At 68.3% G+C, this 15,156-nt stretch carries 11 protein-coding genes; 3 read left to right on the top strand and 8 right to left on the bottom strand.

The annotated features are described in order from the left end of the window. Positions 1 to 10: 10 nt before the first annotated feature. On the top strand, positions 11 to 1,837 hold the full coding sequence (gene glmS / locus O9344_RS09035; protein WP_298475480.1) for a glutamine--fructose-6-phosphate transaminase (isomerizing): 1,827 nt from the start codon (positions 11 to 13) through the stop codon (positions 1,835 to 1,837). An 88-nt stretch (positions 1,838 to 1,925) separates the two neighbouring features. Then, positions 1,926 to 2,132, top strand: a complete 207-nt coding sequence (locus O9344_RS09030) for a hypothetical protein (protein WP_298475477.1) — start codon at positions 1,926 to 1,928, stop codon at positions 2,130 to 2,132. A gap of 4 nt (positions 2,133 to 2,136) precedes the next feature. Here the strand turns inward: O9344_RS09030 and O9344_RS09025 are convergent, their stop codons facing one another. Further along, positions 2,137 to 2,334: a hypothetical protein gene (locus tag O9344_RS09025; protein WP_298475474.1), complete on the bottom strand. Its 198-nt coding sequence runs from the start codon at positions 2,332 to 2,334 to the stop codon at positions 2,137 to 2,139. Between the two features lie 68 nt (positions 2,335 to 2,402). Next, complete coding sequence (locus O9344_RS09020; RefSeq protein WP_298475471.1) at positions 2,403 to 3,449, bottom strand: HD domain-containing phosphohydrolase; 1,047 nt, start codon at positions 3,447 to 3,449, stop codon at positions 2,403 to 2,405. A 232-nt stretch (positions 3,450 to 3,681) separates the two neighbouring features. Between O9344_RS09020 and O9344_RS09015 the strand changes: the two genes are divergently transcribed. Beyond that, positions 3,682 to 6,534 (top strand): ATP-binding protein, encoded by a 2,853-nt coding sequence (locus O9344_RS09015; protein WP_298475468.1) that lies wholly within the window; start codon positions 3,682 to 3,684, stop codon positions 6,532 to 6,534. Positions 6,535 to 6,555: 21 nt separating this feature from the next. Here O9344_RS09015 and O9344_RS09010 read toward each other — a convergent pair whose 3' ends face one another. From O9344_RS09010 to topA, 6 genes are all read right to left on the bottom strand, one after another. Next, positions 6,556 to 7,725: an MFS transporter gene (locus O9344_RS09010; protein ID WP_298475466.1), complete on the bottom strand. Its 1,170-nt coding sequence runs from the start codon at positions 7,723 to 7,725 to the stop codon at positions 6,556 to 6,558. A 69-nt stretch (positions 7,726 to 7,794) separates the two neighbouring features. Further along, positions 7,795 to 8,727 (bottom strand): PepSY-associated TM helix domain-containing protein, encoded by a 933-nt coding sequence (locus O9344_RS09005; protein ID WP_298475463.1) that lies wholly within the window; start codon positions 8,725 to 8,727, stop codon positions 7,795 to 7,797. Positions 8,728 to 8,822: 95 nt separating this feature from the next. Next, positions 8,823 to 9,569, bottom strand: a complete 747-nt coding sequence (locus O9344_RS09000; protein ID WP_298475460.1) for an NUDIX domain-containing protein — start codon at positions 9,567 to 9,569, stop codon at positions 8,823 to 8,825. Beyond that, positions 9,566 to 10,006 (bottom strand): DUF983 domain-containing protein, encoded by a 441-nt coding sequence (locus tag O9344_RS08995; protein WP_298475457.1) that lies wholly within the window; start codon positions 10,004 to 10,006, stop codon positions 9,566 to 9,568. Before O9344_RS08995 ends, O9344_RS09000 begins: the two co-directional genes overlap by 4 nt. Continuing rightward, on the bottom strand, positions 10,003 to 12,291 hold the full coding sequence (gene rnr / locus O9344_RS08990) for a ribonuclease R (protein ID WP_298475454.1): 2,289 nt from the start codon (positions 12,289 to 12,291) through the stop codon (positions 10,003 to 10,005). Before rnr ends, O9344_RS08995 begins: the two co-directional genes overlap by 4 nt. A 129-nt stretch (positions 12,292 to 12,420) precedes the next feature. Further along, a complete protein-coding gene (topA, locus tag O9344_RS08985) occupies positions 12,421 to 15,114 on the bottom strand; it encodes a type I DNA topoisomerase (protein ID WP_298475808.1) in 2,694 nt (897 codons plus the stop codon). Between the last annotated feature and the right edge of the window lie 42 nt (positions 15,115 to 15,156).

Genomic DNA, 15,156 nt, shown 5'->3' with positions numbered 1-15,156 from the left:
GCAGACCTTCATGTGCGGGATCATCGGCATTCTCGGCAAGGAGCCCGTGGCGGGCCAACTCGTCGACAGCCTCAAGCGTCTCGAATATCGCGGCTATGACTCCGCCGGCGTCGCCACGCTGGAGAATGGCGTGCTCACCCGCTGCCGCGCCGAGGGGAAGCTGAAGAACCTCGAGGCGGCGCTCGCCAAGGCGCCGCTCCACGGCACGATCGGCATCGGCCACACCCGCTGGGCGACCCATGGCGCCCCGACCGAGACCAATGCCCATCCCCATGCCTCGGACGGCGTCGCTGTCGTCCATAACGGCATCATCGAGAATTTCCGCGAGCTGCGGCATGAGCTGGAGGCGAAAGGCGTCGTCTTCTCCACGCAGACCGACAGCGAGACCGTCGCCCATCTCGTCGGCCAGGAGATGAAGGCCGGCAAGAGCCCGGTTGAGGCTGTGGGCGCCGCCCTGCCGCGGCTGCGCGGCGCCTTCGCGCTCGCCTTCGTCTTCGAGGGCAATGACAACCTGCTGATCGGCGCCCGCAAGGGCTCGCCGCTGGCGGTCGGTTATGGCGACGGCGAGATGTATCTTGGCTCCGACGCCATCGCGCTCGCCCCCTTCACCTCGGCGGTGGCCTATCTCGAGGAGGGCGACTGGGCGATCCTCGACCGCAACTCCGTGGAGATCCGCGACGAGGCGGGCCATGTGGTGCAGCGGCCGGTGATCCGCTCCTCGGCCACCGCCTTCCTGGTCGACAAGGGCAACCACAAGCATTTCATGCTCAAGGAGATCTACGAGCAGCCCGAGGTGGTCGCCCGCACCACCGCGCATTACCTCGACATGGCCAATGGCAAGGTGCGTCTGCCGGCGGACCTGCCCTTCGACTGGGCGGCGCTGCCGCGCATTTCCATCGCCGCCTGCGGCACGGCCTATCTTGCCGGCCTCACCGCCAAATACTGGTTCGAGCGCTTCGCCCGCATCCAGGTCGACATCGATATCGCCTCGGAGTTCCGCTACCGCGAGACGCCGATGGTGCCGGGCGGGCTGATGATCGTTGTCTCGCAATCGGGCGAGACGGCCGACACGCTGGCCTCGCTCCGTTACGCCAAGGAGAACGGCCAGCACGTCCTCGCCGTCGTCAACGTGCCGACCTCGACCATCGCGCGCGAGAGCCACATCGTCATGCCGACGCTGGCGGGCCCGGAGATCGGCGTCGCCTCGACCAAGGCCTTCACCTGCCAGCTCGCCGTTCTCGCCTCCCTCGCCATTGCCGCCGGCAAGGCGCGCGGCTTCATCTCGGGCGCCGATGAGGAGGCGCTGGTGCGCGCCATGATGGAAGCGCCGCGCTACATGAACGAGGCGCTGCGGCAGGAGGACCACATCGCCAGCATCGCCAAGGGCCTGTCGAAGGTCCGCGACGTTCTCTATCTCGGCCGCGGCACATCCTATCCCATCGCCATGGAGGGTGCGCTGAAGCTCAAGGAGCTGTCCTACATCCATGCAGAGGGCTATGCGGCGGGCGAGCTGAAGCATGGGCCCATCGCGCTGATCGACGAGACCATGCCGGTCATCGTCATCGCGCCCTTCGACAGGGTCTACGAGAAGACCGTCTCCAACATGCAGGAGGTGGCGGCGCGCGGCGGCCAGATCATCCTCGTCACCGACGAGAAGGGCGCCGAGCACGCGGAGGTCGAGACCGTGGCGACCATCGTCATGCCCGACGTGCCGGCGACCATCGCGCCCATCGTCTATTCGGTCCCGATCCAGCTCATCGCCTATCACACGGCGGTGGAGATGGGCACGGATGTCGACCAGCCGCGCAACCTCGCCAAGAGCGTCACGGTGGAGTGAGGACCGGCGCTGCGGCGACTGTCGCCGCGCCGCTCCTTGGAACAGCACGAAGACCCCGGCGTTGGCTCCTTCATGAGGAGGAGCCGACATGGCCCGTGTGGACCCCGTAGAGATCGATTTCCTGGTGGCGCGCGATGGCACGGTCGAGGCCGTGCGCGAGGAGCCGGAGGCTATACCCGGTGGGCCCGCGGGGCAGGTGCCGCTGACGCCGCGGCCTGACGCCGCTGTCGCCGAGACGCCCGAGGACCTCGGCAAGGACTGGCCCGATAGATCGACGCAGGCCGTTCCGGCCTGACGCCTCAGTCACGCGGGTAAGGTTCGGCGGTTGCGCCGAAGCCGATCATGTCGAAGAGCGGCGCCGGCTGGTCCTCAGCCAGCGCGGCGATGTCGTCGAGCAGGGCGCGAATGGCGCGGCGCGGATCACCGTCGAACTCGGCGAGCACGGCTTCCACTTCCTCGTCGATGGCAATCGGGGTCGATGCAGCAGACTGGGCCATGGGTCATCCTCCATGACGCCACTGTAGCCAGGCTGTTGCCAGATCGTGTCAGCAGGCTGTCAGCAGTCTCAGCCCACCAGCACCCGGTCGGCACGCTCGGCGTGGATGGCGAGAATGTCGTCCCAGGCTTTCATCATGGCGTCGACGCAGCCGGGACCGAAGTGCCGTCCGCGCTCCGCGAGGATGTAGGACCGCGCCTCTTCCGGCGTCCAGGCCGCCTTGTAGGGACGCACCGAGGTCAGGGCGTCGAAGACGTCCGCCAGGGCCGTGATGCGGCCGGCGAGCGGGATCTCCTCGCCCGAGAGGCGAAAGGGATAGCCCGAGCCGTCCCAGCGCTCATGGTGGGAGATGGCGATTTCACCCGCGAGCCGGATCAGCTCGGAGGTCGAGCGCTCCAGGATCTCGCCGCCGCGCTGGGCGTGCTTCTGCATCTCCTGCCGCTCGGCGGGCGTCAGCGGCCCTTCCTTGAGCAGGATGGAGTCGGGAATGCCGATCTTGCCGATGTCGTGCATGGGCGCGGCGATGCGCAGCCGCTCGCAGAACTCGTTGTCGAGGTCCATGGCGCGGGCGATCTTCTCGGAATAGCGCGACATGCGTTCGAGATGCTGACCGGTCTCGGGATCGCGCAGTTCGGCGGCGCGCGCGAGACGGGTGACGATCTCGGCCTCGCGGCCGCGGGCGACCTCGAGCGCCTTGTGGACCTCCTGCGAGAGCCAGGCGGCCTGGTCCTTGAGCTTGGTCTGGGCCTCGGCGAGCTGCATGAGATTGCGCACGCGGGCCTTGAACTCGGCGGGATCGATGGGCTTGAGGATGAAATCGGTGGCGCCCGCATAGAGCGCTTCCAGCCGCACCGAGCGCTGGTCGCTGGTCGTCACCATGACCACCGGCGTGTCGTTGAAATGGGAGCGGGCCCTGACCTCGCGGATGAAGGCGATGCCATCGAGTTCCGGCATCATGTAGTCCACGAGGATGAGTGCGGGATTGAGCGTTTCGAGCTGGTCGAGGGCCTCGACGGGGCTCTTGAAGGTTTTCGCCCCGGCAATTCCGCATGCATCGACCAGGGATTTGACGACGAGGAGATTGGTCTCCGCGTCGTCGACGATCATCACGGTCATGGGCACGATTCCACGTTGCCGTCAGACCATGCGGCCGACGAGCCTCCAGCACAAGCAGGTTACACCTCACGGGTGAACGAACTGCTCATGCAATGCCCCTGCGACAGGCGGGGGCACAACAAGAGTTCGTTAGTGTCATCCGCAAGATGCGGCCAGATGCGAGCAAAATTTACGCATCGGAAGGGGGCGCGTGAGAGCGTCCGCGGGACAGCGGCTACAGGATCTTCCCGCCATGGCACAGTCCCAGGTCAGCGCCCAACGTTCGGTGCGCCACATCATCCTGCTGGCGACCTTTCTCGGCCTCGCCGTCATCGCCCTGGTCTGGACGGCGGTGGAAGCCGACATCCGGCAGGAGCGCGCCTTCGCACAGCGCATCGCGACGCAGACCGCGCAGAATTATGGGCGCCTGTTCCAGGAGCATATCCGCGGGGCGATCGTCGAGACCGACAACACCATCAAATTCATCCGCCAGGATTATCTGCGCTATCCCGGTCGTTTCGATCTCGGTGCCTGGGTGAAGAACCAGTACAGCTTCAAGGATTTGGCGCTGCAGTTCACCATCATTGGCGCCGATGGCCGGATGGAATCGACCACCACGGCGGGCGCGGCACCGCGGGTCGACCTCAGCGACCGCGAGCATTTCCGTGTCCATGTCGATGCCACGAGCGACACACTGTTCATCAGCAAGCCGGTGCTCGGCCGCGCCTCCGGGCGCTGGTCGATCCAGCTGACGCGCCGCATCACCGATGAGACCGGCGCTTTCCGCGGCGTGATCGTCGCCTCGCTGGACCCCTACTACCTGTCGCGCTTCTATGAATCGATCGATCTCGGCAAGGGCGGCGGTATCACCGTCGTGGGTCGGGACGGTGCGGTGCGCGCCATGGCCGGCCTGTCACGCGAGACACTTGGCGCCCCGTTCGCCGACATGGCGGGCCTGCGCCGCGCCCTGTCACGCGACCAATGGACCGAGAATGGCGAAGGGCCTGACGCCGACCGCGTCACCGCCTATCGGGCCGTGCCCGACTGGCCACTGATCGTTGTCGTGCGCGTCGACGACATCGATGCGCGGGCCCGCCGGCTCGACCAGAAAGCCCAGACTCGCCTGATCGCCACTGGCCTGTCGGTCGGCGTGCTCGCGGTCATCCTGCTCGGCATCGCCTATTGGCGGCGCTTCGGCGAGGCGCTGGCTAAGCTGACGCGCAGCCGGACCGCTGCCAAGGCCACGGCGCGGGAACGGGACCTGACCCTCAACAACATGGCCCAGGGCATCCTCATGGTTGACGCGAACGGCCATGTGGCCGTCGTCAATCAGAATGCCCTGACACTCCTTGGCCTGTCTGACTCCTTCACGCAGACGGGTTTCGAACTCAGCGACCTGCTCACCCACGAACGGACCATCGGCGAGTCCATCGTCGTGGACCTGCATGGCGGCGCCGAGCCCGATCCCGATGTCCTTTCGGTGCGCGAGCACCGGCGCGGCGACGGCATCGTGCTGGAGATTTGCACCCGGCACCTGCCCGGCGGCGGCTTCGTCCAGACCTATACCGACGTGACCGAGCGCCGGCGTTCGGAACAGGCGCTGCGCGACGCCCGCGACACGGCCGAGAAGGCCTCGCAGGTCCGCACCGCCTTCCTCGCCACCATGAGCCATGAGATCCGCACGCCGCTCAACGGCATTATCGGCATGTCGTCGATCCTCGAGGCCACCGAGCTTTCGGCCGAGCAGCGGGGCTATCTGAAGACCATCACCGGTTGCGGCGAGGCACTGCTCGATATCGTCAACGACGTGCTGGACTATTCGAAGCTCGATTCCGGCGCGATCACGCTGGAGCGTTCGGTCGTCGACCTGCGCGGTCTCGCCACCTCGGTGAAGGAGATGCTGGGCCCGCGCGCCACCGAAAAGGGGCTCAGCTTCGACCTCGTCATCGCCGACGATGTCCCCGACCACATCGAGGCGGACGGCACGCGCATCCGCCAGGTGCTCATCAACCTCGTCGGCAATGCCGTGAAGTTCACGCTCACCGGTGGTGTCGTCGTCTCGGTCGCGACGCGGCTGATGGCCAGTGGGCGTTCGGCCCTGCGCTTCTCCGTTGTCGATTCCGGAATCGGCATCGCCGAGGACACCCGCGACCGGCTGTTCAAGGAGTTCTCCCAGGTCGATGCCTCGATCACCCGGAGGTTCGGCGGCACCGGCCTCGGCCTTGCCATCTGCAAGCGCATCGTCGAGGCGATGGGCGGCGAGATCGGCGTCGAGAGCGACCTCGGCAAGGGCTCGATCTTCTGGTTCGACGTGCCCGCCCGTGAGGTCGCCGAGGCGGCGCCCGTCGCCGAGCGCGGGCCGCGCAGCCAGCTTCCCTCCCGTCTCAAGGTGCTGCTCGTCGAGGACAATCCGGTGAACCAGCAGGTCGCGACGCTGCTACTCACCGCCATGGGCCATGCGGTCACGGTCGCCGAACATGGCGGTATTGCGCTGGATCTCTGCGCGCGCACGCCCTTCGACGTCATCGTCATGGACATGCAGATGCCGGTGATGGACGGTACGCAGACGACGCGGGCCATCCGGGCCGGCGACGGCTTGAACCGCGACACCGCTATCATCGGTCTCACCGCCAACGCCTTCGCCTCCGACCGCCAGGCCTGCCTCGATGCCGGCATGGACGAGTTCCTGGCCAAGCCCGTCACGCGCGAGAAGCTGGAGCGTGCCTTCGGCGATCTCGCCCGGCCGGCCCCTGCCGCCGCAGCGGCGCCAGTGGTCGCCGGTGCCGTCGATCATGCGGCGCGGCGGGCGCTGTTCGACGAAATCGGCCCGGAGGCGTCGCGCGAGCTCATCGAGATGTTCGTCGCCGAATCCCGCCGGCTGCTTGCCGATATCCGCCTCGCGGGTACGGCCGGCGACGTCGCCGCACTCGGCGGCTTCCTGCACCAGCTCAAGGGGTCCGCCGGCAATCTCGGCCATGCCGGCATCGCCACTCTGGCAGCCCGGCCTGCGGCCGACCTCGCCAAGCCGGAGGGCCTTGATACCTTCATCGCCCGGGTGGAGGCCCATCTCGCGGCGGAAGAGCGCGATCTCGCCCACGCCGCCTGAGGGAACGGCCGGTCCTGGCGGTCAGCCGCGCCGGGCCATGCGCAGCGCGACCACGATGACATAGACGAGGAACATGGCCGCCAGCGTCGCCGGCAGGCCATGCGGCGGCCAGAGATCCATGCCGGCGCCGCCGAGCGGCGGGCCGATGATGAGCCCGACCGAATAGAAGACGACGAAGGCGGCGTTGGCCTGGGCAAGGTCCGCGCCCTTGAAGCGACTGCCGAGATGGGCAAGGCCGACCGTGTAGAGGCCGGCGACGAGCCCGCCGAGGACCATCAGCAGGATGAAGATGCCAATCGGCGGCAGGGCGACGAAGGCGAGGGCGCCCATGCCCAGCACGCCCGACACCCCGCAGAACAGCAGGACGAGGCGGCGGTCTGTGCGGTCGGCGATGATGCCCATGGGGATCTGGAAGAGCACGTTGCCAAGCACGAAAGCCGAGACCAGGCCGATGGCCGCCGAGGTTTCGAGCCCGATCGCCGTGCCGTAGAGCGGCAGCAGAGCGATCGAGGAGGTTTCCGCCGCGCCGAAGACGAGGGCTGCGAGCGTTGCCGAGGGGACCAGCCAGAAGAAGGACAGGAAGCCGGCGCTTGGCTTGTCCTCGATGGGCGGGGCGCGGCCGCCGGCGATGGCGATGGGGATGCCGGAGAGGAGCAGGATGGCCGCGCCGGCGAGATAGGGCGGCCAGCCCGTCGTGCCGAGCAGGCCAAGGACCTGCGGCCCCAGTGCGAAGCCGAGCGACAGGGCCGTGGCATAGACGCCTAGGACAAGGCCACGCCGGCTCTCCGGGGCAGCAGCGTTGATCCAGTATTCGGAGAGAACGAACAGCACGCTGAGCGCCGCGCCGAGGGCGAAGCGAATGGGGAACCAGACCCAGATCGGCGTGACCGCATTGAAGGCGAGGAGGCTCGCAGCCGCCACCAGGATCGCGCCGGCGAGCGTCGGCGCCATGCCGAAGCGCCGCGCCCAGCCGGAAATGAAGGGGGCGCAGACCAGCGTCGCCACACCTGGCATGGCGGTGTTGAGACCGATCAGGGTGCGCGAGGCGCCCTTGGCGTCGAGGGCGAAGGAGAGGAGCGGGATCGACAGCGACAGGCCGATGCCAACCGTCACGACGCAGGAGATCGCTGCGGCGAGCGAGAGGACCTGCGGGCGGGTGAACGTGTCGGTGGAGGGCGGAGCGATGCTCATGGGGCGCTTTTCAAGGGGACGCCTCCCATGGCGGGAAGACGCCCCGATGACAAGCGCGGAGGCCGGTGATCAGCCCGTTGTGACCGCCTGCGGCAGCACAGGCGTCGGCCGGGGGCGGCGCTTGCGGAAGCGCCGGCGGGCCCAGATGACGAGGCCGGTGCCCATCAGGCCGACCAGCGCGATGGAAATGACGACGTTCATCAGTGCCGACCAGATGCCGGCGAAATTGCCCTCGTGGAAGAGCCGCACCCAGTTGCGCGACGTGGCGGTGAGGCCCTGTTCGCCGACCGCATAGACGCGGAATTCGCCGCCATCGACCACGCGGGCCAGGAGCCGACCACCGCGGCCGCGGATCCAGACGAGGTTTGAAAGGTCATGGCTCTCGCCGAGCTTGCGGACGGCGTCGACCATGGAGACGGGCGCGCCACGCGGGCCGGCGGGCGGCGGGCTCGTGAAGCTGATGCCCCAGGCGAGGAAGAGGCCGGTGAGGGGGCTCAGCACCAGCAGCGGCAGGAGGCCCCAGGCGACGCCCTTGTGCCAGCCAGACACCGTGTTGGCGAGGCGCGGCCAGCCCATGGCGATGCCGATCACCATGAGCAGGACCATGGCCATGGTCGATAAATGGACGAGCCAGCCGAGGTCCAGCATCAGCGTCTCGTGCAGGACGCGCGAATAGTAGAAGAGGTTGGAGACCGTTCCGTCTTCGGTCAGTTCGCGGCCTGTCACGACGTCCACGTCGATCGTGTCGTCAGGCCTGACGCCGCCGATGGACAGGCGATTCTCATAGGCTCGGAAGGAGAGCGAGCGCGCCTTGCCTTCGGGGTCATGCTGGGCGAGGAGCGCGACGAGCTTCTCGGCGGTGACGCTGCCCGGCTTTGCCGCCACCACCTGCGCCGCCGGCTCGACCGACAAGATTAGCCCGGACAGGATGATCACCGCCAGCGGCAGGGCGAAGGCGAGTGTCAGCCAGCGATGCAGGCGCAGAAGCCAAGGCTTGATCATGTGAGAAGCTCCCCGGTGCGGCACCCTGCCGCGGCTTCCTGGAGCAGCTTCTAGGACGTGGCCTTGTCCTGCCTCAAATCACGAGGCGGTGACGCTCATTCGATGATCTCGCGGCGGAATTCCTTGCGCACCATGAAATAGAAGGGGACCGGCAGAAGCGGCGAAAAGCCCTTGGAAATGCGGTCGCCGAGTTCCTCCAGCACCACCGTGGTGATGGTCGGCAGGTCCTCGTGGAGGGCCTCCTCAAGGGTGAGCCATTTCAGCTCGGTAAGCTCGGCATGCGGTCCGACCACACCCTCGATCTTGTGCATGACGTGATCGGCGTCGCAGGCGAAGAAGCGGGTGTCGAAGCGCTTCGGCCGGCGTGGCGGGGTGATGGCGCGGGCGACGAAGTGGAGGGATTCGAGGTTGGGGAAGATGCCGTGCTCGGCAAAGGCTTCCCAGCCCTTCGGCACGCTCTCCGGCTTCCCGGCCTCGCGGGTGCCAAGCAGCAGGCCCGTCTCTTCGCAGGTCTCACGGATGGCTGTGAGGGCCAGCGAGCGGGCGCGCGACATGGAGGGGCGCTGGACGCGCGCCATGAGGCGCGCCTGGATGAGGTCGCTCAGCGTGCCGAAGACCGGCATGGCGCGGTCGTCGGGATCGCGGCGGCCGCCGGGGAAGACGAACTTTCCCGGCATGAATTTGAGGTCGTCGCGCCGCTTGCCCATCAGCACCTTGGGCTTCTTGCCCGAGCGGTCGATGAGGATCAGCGTCGCCGCGTCCACCGGCTTCTGGTTGGCCCAGCGCTGCTCGCGCTCGGTCTTGGTCAGGCGCTCGGCGAGAGCGGTCCCCTTGTCGGTCACGTTGTCCGCCCCTGCTGGTATTCGTCGCTCAGCTCGTCGAAGCCATGCATGCGCATGGCCCATTGGTATCCCACGACGACGCCCTTGAGGGGAGGCAGCAAAAGGAGGGACATGGCGAGGGTGAGTGGCAGCCAGAGGACGAAATGGATCCACAGCGCCGGCTCATAGGCGAGCTCGAGCCACATCAGCATCGGCACGATGACGTGGCCGACCACCATGATGGTCAGGTAGGGCGGCGCGTCATCGGCGCGGTGGTGGTGGAGTTCCTCGCCGCAGCGCTCGCAAGCAGGCGCGACCTTCAGATAGGACGTGAACAGCCGGCCCTCGCCGCAGGCCGGGCAACGGCACATCAGGCCGCGACGCACGGCGGTCCACAGGTCGCGGGCGGGACGGGCCGGTTCGGCGGCGGGCGGAGCGGTGAGGATCTGGACGGTCATCGACGTCCTTTCTTCTTCCACGGGGGTTTGGCGGGCTTGTCGCCAGGACGGGCGCGGCGGCCATTGGTGAAGCCATCGTCACGCCTGCGGGCCTTTTGCGCCGACGGCCGCGTTCCCACAAGATCGCTGCGGCCATCGCTCATCAGTTCGAAACGCAGGGCTCCGGCGACGGGCGCGGCCTCGACCAGCCGCACGGTGACGGGATCGCCGAGGCGCCAGCTCTCGCCGGTGCGGGTGCCGACAAGGGCCTGCAGCCCCTCGTCGAAGCGGTAATAGTCGCCGCCGATGGTCGCCGCCGGCACGAATCCGTCGGCGCCGGTCTCGTCGAGCTTCACGAAGAGGCCGGAGCGGGTGAGGCCGGCAATGCGGCCGGCAAAGATGTCGCCGACGCGGTCGGCGAGGTGGGCGGCGATGAGCCGGTCGACGGTCTCGCGCTCGGCCGCCATGGCCCGCCGCTCGGCGGCGGAAATCTCAGCGCCGATCTCAGCGAGGGCCGATGCCTGTCCATCCGTCAGCCCGTCCTGGCCGAGGCCGAGGGCGCGGATCAGGCCGCGATGGACGATGAGGTCGGCATAGCGGCGGATCGGCGAGGTGAAATGGGCGTAGCGGCGCAAGGCGAGGCCGAAATGGCCGATATTCTCCGGCGAATACTCGGCCTGCGACTGCGAACGCAGCACGACCTGGTTCACCACGGGCGCGGAATCGCCGGAGGCCGCACGGGCGAGGATCTGGTTGAAATGGGAGGGCCGCAGCAGCGCCGCCTTGGGCAGGGCGATGTCGACGCTCTTCAGGAACTCCTTGAGCGTCATGAGCTTTTCCATGCTCGGCGCGTCATGGATCCGGTACATGCAGGGCGTGCGGTGCTTGTCCAGCGTCTCGGCGGCGCAGACATTGGCGAGGATCATCATCTCCTCGATCAGCCGGTGCGCATCGAGCCGCTGCGGCACCACGACCCGGTCCACCGTGCCGTCGGCCTTGAGCAGGATCTTGCGCTCGGGAAGGTCGAGGTCGAGCGGCTCGCGGTCGTCGCGGGCGCGCTTCAGGGCGGCATAGGCCTCCCAGAGCGGCTTGAGGACCGGCTCAAGCAGCATCTCGGTCGTCTCGTCCGTATGCCCGTCGATGGCGGCCTGGGCCTGCGCATAGGCGAGCTTCGCCGCCGACCGCATCATGATGCGGTGGAAGGAATGCGACTTCCGCCGCCCGTCAGCGCGGATGACCATGCGGCAGGCCATGGCCGGCCGGTCCTCGCGCGGCCGCAGCGAGCACAGGTCGTTGGAGATGCGCTCGGGCAGCATCGGCACGACGCGGTCGGGGAAATAGACGGAATTGCCGCGCACCACCGCTTCGCGGTCGAGCGCCGTGCCGGGCCGCACATAGGCGGCGACATCGGCGATGGCGATGGTGAGGATGAAGCCGCCGGGATTGTCGCCGGAGGTGTCCGGCTCGGCATGGACGGCGTCGTCGTGGTCCTTGGCGTCCGGCGGGTCGATGGTGACGAGGGGAAGCTTGCGCCAGTCCTCGCGGCGACCGAGGCCCACCGGCTCGGCGCGCTCGGCCTCGGCCAGCGTGTCGGCGCGGAAGACGTGCGGGATGCCGTGAACCTCGAGCGCGATGAGCGAGACCGCCCGTTCCGACTTGAGGTTGCCCAGCCGCTCGCGCACCCGCGCAACCGGCGGGCCGAAGCGCGATGTTCGCACGATGTCGACGGCGACGAGGTCGCCGTCCCTGGCCTCGCCGATCGCCTCCTCGGGGATGGCGAGCTCGCGGCCGACATTCTTCTTGTCGATGGGCAGCAGCCGGCCGCCATGGCCGGGAACGGCGCGGAAGACGCCGATCGTGCGGGCCCGGCCGCGGTCGAGGATCTTCATCACCCGACCGACGGGACGGGGATCATCGCTCGGCCCGCCGCCGTCGGAGAGGCGCACAAGCGCCCGGTCGCCGAGGCCGGGGATGGGATCGCCGGGGCGGGGCCGGTGGGGCAGGGCGATGAGGATGGAGGGCGCCGGCCCGTGCTCCTCCTCGTCCCATTCGGCGGGGGCGCCGACGAGGTCGCCATCGGCATCGCGGGTGACGATGTCGACCACGACGACCTGCGGCAGGGCGCCGTGCTTCACCAGCTTGCCGCGGCCTTTGGCCACCAGCCCCTCGTCGACAATGTCCTTCAGGAGGTGCTTCAGCGCGACCTTATCGGCGCCGTGCAGGTCGAAATGGCGGGCGATCTCACGCTTGCCGACCCTTCCGGTCTGGCTGGCGATGAAGGCCAGGACCTCCTCGCGGGAGGGCATGCGGGGCGGGGCATCAGTCTTGGATCGGCGGGGCAATGGGCATCCGGGTCTGGCCGGCGCGGGCACACCGGATCACCAGATTAGCCGATCCGCTGCCGGGGGGAAACGATCCTGGCGGCGGAATGGCCATCAAGCCTTGGGTTTGGCGGTGGCCTTGGGCTTGGCGGGGGCTTTTGCCTTGCCAGCGGTTTTGGTTTTTGCCGGCGCCTTCTCCTTCGGCGCCGCCTTGGCCTTGGGGGCGGCCTTGCCGCGGGCGGGCTTCTTGCCCGTGCCGGCGGTCTCGGCGCGCGCCGCGATCAGCGCCACGGCCTCCTCCATGGTGAGGCCCGCGGGGTCCTTGCCCTTCGGCAGCGTGGCGTTGACCGCACCGTGCTTCACATAGGGGCCATAGCGGCCTGCCATCACGGTCACGGGTCCGCCCTGCGTCGGATGCTCGCCGATCTCGCGGCCAGCGGGCGCTGCGCCGCGGCCGAAGCGGGATTTCGCACCGCTCTCCTTGGCGATGACGAGGTCGATGGCGCGGTTGGCGCCGATCGCCAGCACGTCGTCGTCCTTTTCGAGATTGGCGTAGGTGCGCCCGTGCTGGACATAGGGACCGTAGCGGCCGATGCCGACAACGATCGCCTCGCCGCTCTCGGGATGTTTCGCCACTTCCTTCGGCAGTTCGAGCAGGGCCACCGCCCGTTCGAGGTCGAGGCCTCCGGGCGACATGCCCTTCGGCAAGGAGGTGCGCTTCGGCTTCTCGCCCTCGCCGAGCTGCACATAGGGGCCGAAGCGGCCGTCGCGGACGGTGACTTCGAGGCCGCTCGCCGGGTCTGTGCCGAGACGCCGCGTGCCGTCGGAGCCGGCGCCCGCCGGGCCGTCGGTCTCGCCATCGCCAGAGGGCGCGGAGAGCTGGCGGGTGAAGCGGCATTCCGGATAGTTCGAGCAGCCGATGAAGGCGCCGAACTTGCCGAGCTTCAGCGACAACATGCCGGAGCCGCAGCTCGGGCAGACGCGCGGGTTGGAACCGTCGCCCTTGTCGGGGAAGATGTGGGGCCCAAGGCTCTCGTTGAGGGCGGCGAGCACGTCGGAGACGCGCAACTCCTTGGTCTCGTCCAGCGCCGCGGCGAAATCGCGCCAGAAGTCGCGCAGCAGCGCCTTCCAGTCGAGCTCGTGGTTGGAGACGAGGTCGAGCCGCTCTTCCAGCGCCGCAGTGAAGCCGTACTCGACATAGCGCTCGAAGAAGTTCTCGAGGAAGGCGATGACGAGGCGGCCCTTGTCCTCGGGGACGAGGCGCTTCTTCTCGATGCGCACATATTCGCGGTCCTGCAGGGTCTGCAGCGTCGCGGCATAGGTCGAGGGGCGGCCGATGCCGAGCTCTTCCATGCGCTTGACGAGGCTCGCCTCGGAATAGCGCGGCGGCGGCTCGGTGAAGTGCTGGGTCGTGGCGATCGCCTTGCGGGCGAGCTTCTCGCCGACCGTCACGGCGGGCAGGCGCTTGCCGTCCTCGTCCTCGCCGTCGTCGTCGCGATCCTCGGTGTAGAGGGTGAGGAAGCCGTCGAACTTCACCACCTGGCCGGTGGCGCGCAGCTCCAGCCGGCGGCCGAGGGAGGAGCCGAGGCCGCCGACGGTCGCGTCGATGTCGACAGTTGTGCGCTCCAGTTCGGCGCTCTCCATCTGCGAGGCGACGGTGCGCTTCCAGATCAGCTCGTAGAGACGGGCCTGCTCGGGCTCCAAAACGCGGGCAACCTCGCGCGGGTGGCGGCGCACATCGGTCGGGCGGATGGCCTCGTGGGCCTCCTGGGCGTTCTTCTGCTTGGCGGTGTATTTGCGCGGCGTTCCGGGCACGTAGCGGGCGCCGTAATCCTTGCCGATGAGGTCGCGGATGGCGGAGACCGCCTCGGGCGCAACGTCGACGCCGTCGGTTCGCATATAGGTGATGAGGCCGACCGTCTCGCCGCCAATATCGACGCCCTCATAGAGCCGCTGGGCGACCTGCATGGTGCGGTTCGGCGCGAAGCCGAGCTTGCGGCTCGCCTCCTGCTGCAGCGTGGAGGTGGTGAAGGGCGCATAGGGGTGGCGGCGGGCGGGCTTGGCCTCGACCGACGTGACGGCGAAATGCGCCTCGGCCAGGGCCTTCTCGAAGGCGCGGGCCTCGGCTTCCGTGCCGACGTCGAGGCGCTGGATCTTCTGGCCGTCGGCGCCGACGAGGCGGGCCTCGAAGGTCTCGCCGCGGGGCGTCGCAAGGGTCGCGACGAGAGACCAGTACTCCTTCTTGCGGAAGCGCTCGATCTCCGCCTCGCGCTCGCAGACGAGGCGCAGGGCGACCGACTGGACGCGGCCGGCCGAGCGGGCGCCCGGCAGCTTGCGCCACAGCACCGGCGAGAGGCGGAAGCCGACGAGATAGTCGAGGGCGCGGCGGGCGAGATAGGCCTCGACCAGCGCCGTATCGATCTCGCGCGGCTGGGCCATGGCCTGCTGCACGGCCTGCTTGGTGATGGCGTTGAAGGTGACGCGCTCGACCGGCATGTCCTTCAGCACGCGCTTGTCGCGCAGGGCCTCCAGAAGGTGCCAAGAAATGGCCTCGCCCTCGCGGTCGGGGTCGGTGGCAAGGATCAGCTTGTCGGCGCCCTTCACCAGCTTGGCGATCTCGGCGATGCGCTTGGCGCCACGGCCGTCGGATTCCCACAGCATGGCGAAGTCGGCATCTGGATCGACCGAGCCGTCTTTCGGCGGCAGGTCTCGGACATGGCCGAAGGAGGCCACGACCTCGTAGCCTGACCCCAGATATTTGTTGATCGTCTTGGCCTTGGCCGGCGACTCGACGATGACGACGTTCACGCCCACGCGGCAGTGCCCTTTGAATGATGTCGGCGCGGCGAT

The organism is Phreatobacter sp. (assembly GCF_027532945.1).
GTDB lineage: Bacteria > Pseudomonadota > Alphaproteobacteria > Rhizobiales > Phreatobacteraceae > Phreatobacter.
The sequence above is the reverse complement of the archived record's forward strand: the minus strand, read 5'-3'. Positions and strand labels throughout refer to the sequence as shown.